The sequence below is a fragment of the Enterobacter sichuanensis genome (genome assembly GCF_002939185.1).
GTDB classification, from domain to species: Bacteria; Pseudomonadota; Gammaproteobacteria; order Enterobacterales; family Enterobacteriaceae; genus Enterobacter; species Enterobacter sichuanensis.
The window spans coordinates 86,312-97,214 of record NZ_POVL01000011.1; the positions used below are offsets into that span (position 1 = coordinate 86,312).

Here is a 10,903-nt window from a genome sequence, read left to right on the forward strand (position 1 = left end):
TGACCCGCAGAATCAGCATCCGCAGGGAGAACCTGCGGATGCCTGAGGTTTATTCCTCGTCCTGCTGACTGATTTTCAAATCAATGATGCGGCCAATCTGGTCATGATAGACCGTCAAAAGGTTGTACTGGCTCATCTCAGAGATGATTTGCGGTGAGACATTAAAGCTGCGGGCAAGCTCCTCCTCCGGCAAATAACCCGGCTGACGCCGTCTCACCTGAGCCCGGCGGCGGTTGTACTGATACCACAAAATCAGCAGCCAGCCGTTGAGCGCGGCGAACAGTAAATAGATCAGCACCGTATTAAAGGACGCAACAATCGCGCCCCAGCGGTAGTCGCTCTCATCGGTGAGCTGCATCCAGAGTCGGGCATACAGGAAAAAGAAAAAACCTCCCCACGCGACCAGCGTTAACGCGGCATCAAAAAGACGCGGCAAGAGCCGATGTTCAGTCAAAATTAAGGTATTTTCGTTCATTGCAGGCTTCCTTTTCCCCGGTCCGGACTGATCCAGCGCGCACGGGCACGCTGGCGTTTAAGCATCACTTTTGGAAAGGCGACGAGGGTAGTGAACAGGCCAATCATCCAGTACACCATCGGGAACCAAATCACCCAGAAAAGCGCGCTGGCCACGTTTCGCTCATAGCGCCGCTCGATGTACAGGCTGACCAGGAATTGCAGCAGACACATGACCCCCAGCAGCAGTCCGGTAAACGCCGGGGGAAAGAGGCTCTCAACGGTCAGGTTCGCGGGAAGCGGGGCGACATGGCTGAAGACGAACAGCAGCACCGTCATCGCGTAGGCGAAGGCCCACAGCGTTGACAGCGCGTACTCCATAAACAGCGGCCACATGCGGTGGTGCTCCCAGCGCACGATCTTACGCAGGTTAACCAGAAACACCTCAGCACCGCCCTGGGCCCAGCGCAGACGCTGTTTCCACAGGCCTTTTAGCGTCTCCGGCATCAGGATCCAGCACAGCGCGCGCGGCTCGAAAAAAATATCCCAGTGGCGAAGCTGAAGCTTCCAGCTGATGTCGATGTCCTCGGTGATCATGTCCGGGCTCCAGTACCCGACATCCGCCAGCGCCTGCCGGCGAAAGGCGGCGATGACGCCGGAGACGGTAAAGACCCGACCGTAAATCCGCTGCGTCCGCTTGATGAGCCCAATGATGGAGGAGAACTCGCCCACCTGTATGCGGCCAATCAGCGTGGAGCGCGTGCGAATACGCGGGTTGCCGGTCACCGCCCCGACATGGGGGTACTGGATCAGCGGCGCCACCAGATAAGCCGCGGTATCGCGATCGAGCAGCGCGTCGCCGTCAATACAGACCAGCAGATCGCCCCGGGCCGCCGCCGCCCCGGCTTTGAGCGCCAGCGCTTTGCCCTGATTTTCCGCGAGGTTAATCACCCGCAGGCGCGGCTGTTCCAGCGCCAGCTCCTGCAGCACCTGCGCAGTGTTGTCAGACGAGCCGTCGTTGATGGCGATAACTTCTATATTCTCATACCGCTGAGCCAGCGCGGCGCTGATGGTCTCTCTGGCGTTCCTTTCCTCATTGAAACAGGGAATCAGAATGGAAATCAGCGGCTCGCCGGCGAGCGTGGGGGCCGGTGTGTCGTGATCCCATGACCAGTGTCGTTCAAGCTGAAACCAGAAATAGAGTCCGCCGGTTATCCAGAGCACGGACATAAACAGCGGCCAGAAGAAGACAAAATCCAAAATCAGTTCGCCGGTAAAGAGGGCGGCCACGCCTAACGGCAACCCGAATACCAGACATAAAATAGAGAAGGCGATAAGGCGATCAGTCATTGTCAGGGTACCAGTACGATGAAAATTCAGGCCTGATACGGGAAATATCAGGTTGGTTGTTGAGGAAGTCGTCGGGGTAGTAGCCGTAGTTTTTAATGCCGTTCAGCTGGAGCACCTGCATCCATGCCACAAGCTGGCTATCGGAAACGGCACGGGGCGGTTTCTGCCCCCAGTCCCTGGCCTGGAGCTCAAAAATGGTTTTATTGCGCGCGCCGGGGCGTTCGGCGACGGCCTTAACCAGACGCGTCAGCCAGGCATTGCTCTCGTCGACCGGGACGGACTCCATCAGCGGCATGGCCATCGGTACCGTCCAGTCATACTCCGCCAGAAAGTCATCGAGATTCTGCGCAAACCACGCCTCGCTTTCGGGCTGCAGGATGGGTAAGGCAAACAGATTACGGGCGGTTTGTATCTGCGGACCGCGGATGTGCTTCACCGCCAGGCCAAGGGCGTGGGTAAAACCGATCAGAAGCCGGCTTTTCTGGCGCGTGGTGTTCTGCGAGGCCGCCTGCCCGGCGTCGTCCACATCCGTCAGTACCGCATCGTCATGAAACAGGATCCCATTGAAGCTGGCATAGCGGGCCAGATCCTCATAGATGTCCGTCACCTGCTGACGCACCTGCGGATCCCACGGGGAGAGCCGGATATAAGGCTCGGTGGCGTCGCTTAACCGGCCGGTTTGCCGATCCCGGCGCTGGACGCGCGGCAGGGAAGGGGAGAGATCGAACGAGAGTACCGGCATCCATGCGAAGACTTTTACCCCCGCGCGGGTTTGCAGCTGCCAGGAGACAAAATTAAACAGATCGGCCCGGACCGGAAGCCGTCGGTTGGGGAAATAGAGCGCCTTGATCCTGCCATCGCCCTGCGGATCGGCAAACGCCTGCAGGAAAACATGGCTGATTTTCATGTCGTAAACCCGCTGGATCAGCCGGTTGATATTTTGGGTCTGCTGAACCGGGTTGGGATCGTATACGTAGTCGAGATCGACATGCATGACGCGCACAGGTTCAGGCTCCTGAACCTGGCTAACCGTGCTGGCAAAGGCTTTGAGCGAGGGATTCCCGGCGATCAGCAGACGGGGAATGCTGCCGAGATTGCGCACGTCACCCAGCCCGTCCTCAAGGGTAAAGGCCAGCTGATAGCCCTGTTTTTTGGCAATCCCGAGCGACGTGCCGTTGGCGGCGCCATAGGGCCAGACCCAGGCACGCGGAGCTTTGCCGGTCACCTGGGTGATTTTTTCGGTGACTTTGCGCACGTCATCGCCGATCCGCTGGCTGAACTCAAGGTCCGTTTCATAGCGGCCCGTTGCGTTATCATAAAAGCGATTGGCGATCGCCGGTTCGCGGCTGCCCTGCGGGTTGGCCGGAATGCCGTAGTGCGAGGCCCAGGTATGCGAGCCGATCTCAATCAGCGGGGAGTGGCTGAGCTCGCGCACCATGTCCCACGTCGCGAAGCGATCGCGGGGCGTCATCAGGCCGCCGAAGTTAACTTTTTGATTTTCCGGCGTATCCACCCAGCTGCCCACCGGCGCCCACAGCGCAGGAACGTTCCACGCCTGGAGCAGCGGCCAGACGCGGGTGTAAAAGCTGCTGTAGCCGTCGTCAAAACTGAGTAATACGGCTTTCGGCGGCAGCGTTTTTTTCCCGTCATGGGCATCCAGAATGTCCTGCACGCTGATGGCGTGATAGCCGTTGTGCACAAGCCAGCTAATCTGCTCGTTTAGCGCGCTGGTGCGAACGGAGAGGTAGCGCTGATCGGCGGCATCATCTTCTACGTCGTGGTAGGCCAGGACCAGAAACTGGTTCGTCGGCCAGGGTTTGCTCGCCTCCAGCTGCGGTCGCGCTTTGGGGGCAATAAATGAGAAAGCCTGTGCACAGGCGCTCGCGCTCAGGCAGAGCCAGCCGAAGAGGAGCAGGCTCACGGAAAGACGTGTATTCAGCATATTCATCCTTAAAAGCGTAAAGTCGCATCAAACGTGACGGAGAGATTGCTTTCGCGCTTGCCGTCGTAAGGGCGTTTATCCCAGTTCAGCATCACGCCGGTATCAATGACGTTGTTCCACTGGATGCGTTGTCCATAACCCACCAGGGTGATGGCCCCGGCGGACTGATTTTTCTGCCAGTACCTGCCGCCTCCCGCCACGATCTGCTGGCTCCAGAGGGTGTCGTAATGGCGATACATCTCATGATCGACGGACAGGGAAGCCGTCACGGACAGGTCCCGCGCCGGGTTGTAATAGAGCGTGTTCCGCTGGCTGTTTTTACTGGCGGCGATCTCCGGTTCGAGATCCAGCGTCAGGGACGGCGCCTGCCAGAGACGCTCTTTCCCTGTGAGGGTGTATTCCTGTCGGCGGTTATGGTCTGAAAAGTGACTGACGGCGGCGCTGAACTGGTACTCACGCCGCTCGTTTTGATACCAGCGCACGCCGCCTTCACCCCGGTTAGCACTGATCCCATTGCGTAACGCCCGCAGAGGCGTGGTGCGGGACAGGCGTTCGAGGCTGCCGCTGACCTGCCAGTTATCCGTGAGGTTGTAGGTGGTTGAGAGCCGAGCCCCGGGCTTGTTGGCCCCGTGATAGTGGTTCCCGGAGAGTTCGGCTTCGAGCTGGAGGTCACGAGGCCGCCATTCGACGCCGCCCGACAAATGACGGCTGGTGCCTTTGCCTTCATCGAAATTACCCTCTGCGTAGCGGGTGCCCGCAAACAGCCGCCAGTTATCTGCCATCGGCGGACCATAGAGCGTGGCGTCCCAGTTCATGTCGTGGGTACCGCTAACGGGGTTATCGGAGTGCAAGCCTTTTCCCGCGTTGAGACGCAGCTCGGACAGGTGGTGCACCGCTCTGAGCCTGTCCAGACGCCGGGCGCTGCGATCGACGTGTGCGCGGGCAAGCACGTCGTCGGCCAGTACGTCCATCTGTCGCCACTCCTGCAGATCCATCGCGACGTAGGCCTGCTGCAGTTCCAGCTCCAGATTCGACGGTTCGAGCGCCTCCGCCATTTTCAGCTTCCGCTCGGCTGCGCGCGGCAGACCCCGGGCCTGAAGCAGGGAGGCATAGTCAATCTGTAATCCCTGGTTGCCGGGCGCCGTTGCGGCCATACGCTGAGCCAGCTTTTCGGCTTCCGGCTCGGCGTGGGTCGCCAGTAAATAGTTAAAGCGCAGCGACTGTCCGGTAAGCCATCGATCGTTCGGCTGAGGGGTAGGGGAACCGAAATCGTAACGACTCCAGGGGACGTTGCGGGTCTGGCGCTCAGCATACTGGCGGGCGGCCTGATACTGCCCGGTATCCAGCCAGGCATAGAACAGCGCATGCTCCTCGTCCTGCGGATCGGACGCATATTGTGGATAGCGTTGCAGAAGTGAGAAGGCGGCAGCGGCGTTTTGCTCCTGCAGATACGCGGAGATAACCCAGCCGATTGCCCAGCCCGGGACCGGATGCTGTGCGGCCGTCAGCGCCTGATACTCGCGGATGACCTGCGGATAATCGCCATGCGCATACAGCGCACCAAGCCTGTCGATACGGGCAAGGATAATGTCGTCCGCCGCCTGAGGATCGTTTTGCCAGCGAGCAAACAGGGTGTCGTAACGATTCAGTGCATGTTGCGCAAGAAGCAGGCGCTCTTTTTCTGTCCTGGCGGGCACATCAGCAAGGCGAACGGTTTCGGCAGCGGCATTCAGCTCAAGACGGCGACGCTGCGCGGGAGTCAGCGCCACCCGTTGTGAACGTTGAAGCGCGGGGGTATTCACCCGGTTATTCGTAAGCGCGTCGATGAGGTCTCTCTGCAGCGCGTTATTCTCTGGCGCGATATTCAACGCGCGCGTGTCCGCTAAAAGCCGATCGCCGTTTTTTCCCTGCATTAACCAGACATACGCGAGCGTCTGAAGATGGGCCAGCGAGGGATTTTCAGCCACCAGCTGCCGGGCTTCCTGAAGCGCAAGGGTATCCATGCGGGCATCGGCAAGGGTTTTGATGTAGCCGATACGGTAATCGTCATTCTCTGGAGCAAGGCTACGCGCTTCATTCCAGAGCGATAACGCGGGCTGCCACGCTTTCTGATTTCGCCTGGACTGCGCGACGGCCGCAACGCCCCGGGCGGGAAGCGGCATATAAATACCATAACGCCGCCAGACCTGAATCACCTCGTCATCGCGCCCTGCCCATCCTGCTACCTGTAGCCAGTCCGCAACGTTCTCAGGCGTCAGGGCATGCTGTTGCTGATAACGCTGAACATAATCGAGAAACGGTGTGTAATTACCGTTACGCGCCTGCTGAATCTGTTGCTCATAAACGGATCCCGTAGCCTGAACCAGAACAGGAAAGAGTAATAACAGGAACAATAATGTTGAGGTGCGATAAAAGAATAACGTATTGAAGCGAAGTGAACTTTCCATATCTATTTGCCATTTGTTTATCATGAATCCATTGCATAACACGGCTGCCTTTAAACTCAGCGTTAAAGGCCATAAATGAGAACATTAAATCTGAATGCAGTGATGTTACGGGGTACTTACTTAAAGGTAATTATGGATCCTTATCTCAGTCGATGGGATGGAAGATAATGTACACCTGATATCTTGCCGGATAAATATGCTGAAAAGCGGCTATGCTGTTTTGAGATAATTCTGGGATGAGCCGGTTTTAGCGATTATTTGGAAGGGGTTGGTTAATTCTAACTATTTGAAATTAAATTCATTTATTTTTATTGTGACAAGAATGTTTATATTTTTAATGCCGATTATCTGCGTCAATTAAAGTAGTTTCTGGTGCATGTTTGGGAAGTTTCATGACAAAAATTCTTAATGTTCAGAGAAGTGACTTTTCTGCGATTGTTTTTTATTTATAATTAATGGCAGCCATTGAATGAGAGTCTACAGGAAGTCTCACTCATCAATGTCTGAATTGAGGGATGTCCAAAGCCAGAATACATTTATCGTTAATATGACAGCGCTATAAAACGAAGGCGGTTTTCTTTCCGCAGGATCGTTCTTGCTTTAATCTAAAAGGGATGGTTAGTGGCAACTTCAATAGTGTTAGTGACTCAGGATCGCTACCTTGTCAGGGGGATGAGGCTATTTTTCCCGGATATTATCCTGCTCGACTCGGTTGACAGAAACATATTTGATAACGGTGCAGATGAATATTCTGTATTGATTGATAGTCGTTCTCCGCTCCGTTTATATGATTACCTGATACGCCATCCGGCCAGAACGAAAAAAACGATCTGCTGTGTTATGCTCGATATGCGCCATCGCGAGGAGAATCTGCTCAGTATGAAATTGTTTACCAACATGTCGCACACCGCGGCGGATATGGCCTCGCTGTTTAATCTGGTGCTGAATATGAAGGGCAGGCGTCTGACCACGAAGTGGCTGCTTAACCTGCGGCTAAGCATGCACGAAGCGATCATGTTGCGGTTGCTGCGGGCAGGCATGTCGATGGAGGAGGTGGCAAGCGAGCTGGGGATGTCGGTTAAAAGCCTCTACCGCAAACGCACAGCGCTCTCGGAACGGCTGGGGGCTGAGAACTTTAATGAGGCGTGTTTGTTTATCTTTAAAAACAAACTGCTGGACGCAGGTGGGAACGATCCCTGGCTTTGACAGAAACCAAAACAAAGAACCCGCCACAGGGGCGGGTTCTTTAAAGGGAAATCATTCAGAACGACCAGCGCAGATTCGCGTTAACCGAGTTGACACGCGTATCCGCACCGTATTGTCCCTGATACCCCACATCCAGCGTCGCAGCCCGCGACAGCTGTACACTCACGCCGATATCACCCACCATCACGTCCTCATCCACGGCTTGTCCCTGAGTGATGAACGCGTCGCTGCCCGCAAACGCCATGCGCGAAGACGTATTCTTATCGCCATAGGCGTGCTGCCAGCCCAGCGAACCATAGAGGTTAACGTTCTTCGGCAACTCGGTCACGCCGCGCACCCCGAGGGTGGAATAGAAGGTGTTCATCGTTTCATTACGTACGCTCAGCGCGGCGGCACCGCCGTCTTCCCTGAAGCTGTCGGTATGCAGTCGGATCCAGGAAAGATTAATAAAGGGTTCGACATTCATCTCTGACTGGCCGAAACGGTAGCCCGCTTCGGTGAACGCCAGCAGCGAGTTGGCGTCGTAATCCGACTTCAACCGATCCGAGAAGCCGCTGAAATCCACATTGCGCTCGCCTTCAATCTTGTGCCAGGTGTAACCCAGCGCGCCACGAAGGGAGAACGCATCCTGTTGGCCAGCCGCATACAGGCCAAGGTGGTAGTTGTCGGTATCCGTTGAGGAACGACGGCTGTCGACGTCGTAATCCCCCCGGCTATAGCCGAAGTAGCCACCGACACGCACGTTATGGTCCGCCAGCTTACGATCTGCCCCCAGCAGGAAGCCGGTGGTGTTGCCGTCCAGCTTGCCCACGTTACCGTCGCCGCTGTTTCGGCTCCAGGAGCTGAAGGTCTGGCCCCAGACGCCATTGTTTTGCGGCTCCGGCTGCTGCACCAGCGACATTGCTAACGGTGGTATCGGCAGGGTGTCGTTATCAAACGCGCGCTGCATCCGCTGGTTTAACACATTAAACACCTGCGTGCTGCCGGCAATCAGGTTGGACTGCATTGACGGATAAACTTCACCGGATAGCTGGTTGAACGCCTCGCGTGCTTCCGGTGCGCTCAGCACCAGTAGCGAGTTATACAATGCCAGCGACGGGCCGCTTTGCGTCAGCGTGGAGAGCGCGCCGGCAGTGTTCCACTGGTTGCTGCTTTTGGCCACGGTCTGGAAAATCCCCGGCTTGCCGCTGCCGGGGTTTTCACCGCCAGGATTCTCACCGCCCGGGTTTTCGCCTCCTGGGTTTTCGCCTCCTGGATTCTCACCTCCTGGGTTTTCGCCTCCTGGATTCTCACCTCCTGGGTTTTCTCCTCCCGGGTTCTCACCACCCGGGTTTTCGCCTCCAGGATTCTCGCCGCTAGTCTCTTTCTGGGCGATGGTCAGATCGACGGCGTTGTTGCCCTGCCTGAGCGCCACGTCCAGGAAGGCCGATTTGGAAATCGCTCCGGCGAACTGACCGTCAATTCCCCCGTCCGAGGTTAATATGCGATAGCTTTGGCCCGTTTTGTAACTGGTTTGCGGGTCCAGCGCGGTGACCTGTACTTTAGCCAGATCGCTGATAGTCGTTTTGCCCGATACCAGCAGCTGGTCGCTGCGGCCATCTCCTGCGATATCGACGTCATAGAAGGACTCGCCCACAAAATTCAGATAGCGTTTCAGCGTCAGCGTGCCGATATCGCCATCCCCTGGTGAGATATGCCCACCGGACAGGATCTCGGTCTGGCCCAGCGTGCCGTTGCCGCCAAGGGTGCCGCCGGCCTTGATTGACGCGGCGCTGCTGTAACCCAGTCCATTGCTGACGTCTGAACCCGCCGTCGCGTTGAGGATCAGCGTGCCGCCGTTCTCGGCGCTAAGGGTCTGAATGTCAAAGATATCGTCTTCTGCCTGGGTGTTGATGTTGCTGGCAATAATGACTTTGCCTCCGCGCGCGGTCACGTTCGCCTGAAGGGCTGAAAGATCGCCGTTCAGCGTTGTCTGTCCGGAGGTATTGATCACCTCACCTTCGCCGCTCATCGTGTTGCTGAAGACGTAATTTTCGTCGGTATGGTTGAAGTAGACATAGCTGCCGAACAGCCCGCCACGCAGGCTGATTGCCGTCTTCGCATCGAGGGTACCCGCACCGCCCGCCTTACCAAGCGTTGGTTCAGTTATACCCGTGCCGGTGTCCATGTTGCCGCGGCTGCCGATAATTAGCGCACCCCGGTTCGAACCGGAACCCGATGTCCCCACGATCAGCGCATTGCTGCCAGCGGAAAATGAACCGTCGTCAATAACCGACAGCACGCCGTTGCCATAATCGCCCACGCTAACGCTGCTCTCGCTGGTAAAACGCGAGTCTTTGCCCGCAATAACCAGCTCAGCGGTTTTCCCTGCCCCGGAGACGCCCGCTACCTGCACGCTGCCAACGTTAACCGCTCCGCCGTTCAGTACGTCCAGGTCGCCATTAAGCGTCAACGTACGGCCAACATTCCACTGTGAGCCGCTCCCCGTGACGGTGGCTTTTGGGCTCAGCGTGTCGGTTTCATCCGGCCCCGTACCATTGCCGATGCGCGCATCGTAGGCGGTATTAAGCGCCGCACCGTCTTCAATCGCCAGCGTGGAGCGTGCGCCCAGATCGGTGCCTACGCTAAGAAAATTACTGGTCACGCGAGAGCCAGCACCCGTGGCGATAAGGTGACTGTCATAGCCACGCGTGGTGCCGACAACGATCTCCTTAGCGCTTGCCAGCGCGCCCTCTTCGACTCGAAGGGTGCCGAGGCCAAGATTCAGGTCGCCGTGCAGGACGTATTGATCGTTCACCGCGTTTAGCTCCGCATTTGGCCCACGGACCGTGACCATGCTTTCATAAATTTGGCCGTCGAACAGCCGACCGATATTGATGTTATAGGCGGTGATTTTGCCATTATCGATCAGCAGGTTTCCGCGTTGATTACGTCCCACGTAAACATCTCCGGTGTAACCCAGCGTTTCGGTAATACGCGAGTCGCCATCAAAAATTGCATCCGCTGCACGCGCGAAATCGGCAGGTGAAAGCAGTAACAGCGGCGCGGAAAATAGAGCGAGGTAAAGTCTGGAAAGCGGTGTCTTAACCGCTAAAGAATGCGATGTAGAGTTATTCACGGGCTATCTCCGTACTCATTAGCGTGATGTCGGGAAAATCGTTTTTATATGAAAACTCAGATATGTCAGACGACGTAAAAGGCGTTATTTCAGTACGCCTTTTAATGTGGTGTTAATTATTTATGGGTGACAACAGGTGTACAGGTTGGCGCGCTCAGCGTCGGTGCGGATCCTAAAATCCCTGGCATCATCATTGATGAACAATCGAAAATACGCCCTTTTTCCGTCGTCGCGCGATAAGAGAGTTTTTGCCCTCCCAGTGCGTCTGGCTGGGCGCCATTAACGTTAGTCACCGTTATTTCATCCGATGAGCCCAGCCCCAGCATTTTAGCGGTCTCCGCCTGCAGGAGTGGAATAGCCTGATCGGTTTTTAGCGTGGAACAACCG

The 10,903-nt window shown here is 56.6% G+C and carries 7 protein-coding genes; 1 reads left to right on the plus strand and 6 read right to left on the minus strand.

The window, feature by feature from the left end; genetic code table 11:
* Positions 1 to 49 precede the first annotated feature (49 nt).
* Genes pgaD through pgaA form a run of 4 tightly spaced genes read right to left on the minus strand, consistent with a single transcriptional unit; the run spans position 50 to position 6,192 of the window.
* Positions 50 to 475 (minus strand): poly-beta-1,6-N-acetyl-D-glucosamine biosynthesis protein PgaD, encoded by a 426-nt coding sequence (pgaD, locus tag C5687_RS07505; protein WP_059384923.1) that lies wholly within the window; start codon positions 473 to 475, stop codon positions 50 to 52.
* The gene (pgaC, locus tag C5687_RS07510) at positions 472 to 1,803 is read right to left on the minus strand and encodes a poly-beta-1,6-N-acetyl-D-glucosamine synthase (RefSeq protein WP_059384924.1); all 1,332 of its coding nucleotides are present in this window, start codon (positions 1,801 to 1,803) and stop codon (positions 472 to 474) included. The genes pgaD and pgaC overlap by 4 nt, the downstream gene beginning before the upstream one ends.
* A complete protein-coding gene (gene pgaB, locus C5687_RS07515) occupies positions 1,796 to 3,745 on the minus strand; it encodes a poly-beta-1,6-N-acetyl-D-glucosamine N-deacetylase PgaB (RefSeq protein WP_059384925.1) in 1,950 nt (649 codons plus the stop codon). Before pgaB ends, pgaC begins: the two co-directional genes overlap by 8 nt.
* A gap of 8 nt (positions 3,746 to 3,753) precedes the next feature.
* Positions 3,754 to 6,192: a poly-beta-1,6 N-acetyl-D-glucosamine export porin PgaA gene (gene pgaA, locus C5687_RS07520; RefSeq protein ID WP_104556673.1), complete on the minus strand. Its 2,439-nt coding sequence runs from the start codon at positions 6,190 to 6,192 to the stop codon at positions 3,754 to 3,756.
* Positions 6,193 to 6,864: 672 nt separating this feature from the next.
* On the opposite strand from pgaA, the gene C5687_RS25260 reads away from it, so the two are divergent.
* Positions 6,865 to 7,398 (plus strand): helix-turn-helix transcriptional regulator, encoded by a 534-nt coding sequence (locus C5687_RS25260; RefSeq protein ID WP_167514986.1) that lies wholly within the window; start codon positions 6,865 to 6,867, stop codon positions 7,396 to 7,398.
* A 55-nt stretch (positions 7,399 to 7,453) separates the two neighbouring features.
* On the opposite strand, the gene C5687_RS07530 is transcribed toward C5687_RS25260, so the two are convergent.
* On the minus strand, positions 7,454 to 10,516 hold the full coding sequence (locus C5687_RS07530; protein WP_104556674.1) for an autotransporter outer membrane beta-barrel domain-containing protein: 3,063 nt from the start codon (positions 10,514 to 10,516) through the stop codon (positions 7,454 to 7,456).
* Between the two features lie 116 nt (positions 10,517 to 10,632).
* The coding region (locus C5687_RS07535; RefSeq protein WP_104556675.1) for a hypothetical protein at positions 10,633 to 10,903 on the minus strand (271 nt) is incomplete at its 5' end.

Coding starts and splice junctions, on each gene's coding strand:
- pgaD (WP_059384923.1), bottom strand. CDS start 475: ATGAACGAAAATACCTTAATTTTGACTGAACATCGGCTCTTGCCGCGT.
- pgaA (WP_104556673.1), bottom strand. CDS start 6,192: ATGGAAAGTTCACTTCGCTTCAATACGTTATTCTTTTATCGCACCTCA.
- C5687_RS25260 (WP_167514986.1), top strand. CDS start 6,865: ATGAGGCTATTTTTCCCGGATATTATCCTGCTCGACTCGGTTGACAGA.
- pgaC (WP_059384924.1), bottom strand. CDS start 1,803: ATGACTGATCGCCTTATCGCCTTCTCTATTTTATGTCTGGTATTCGGG.
- pgaB (WP_059384925.1), bottom strand. CDS start 3,745: ATGCTGAATACACGTCTTTCCGTGAGCCTGCTCCTCTTCGGCTGGCTC.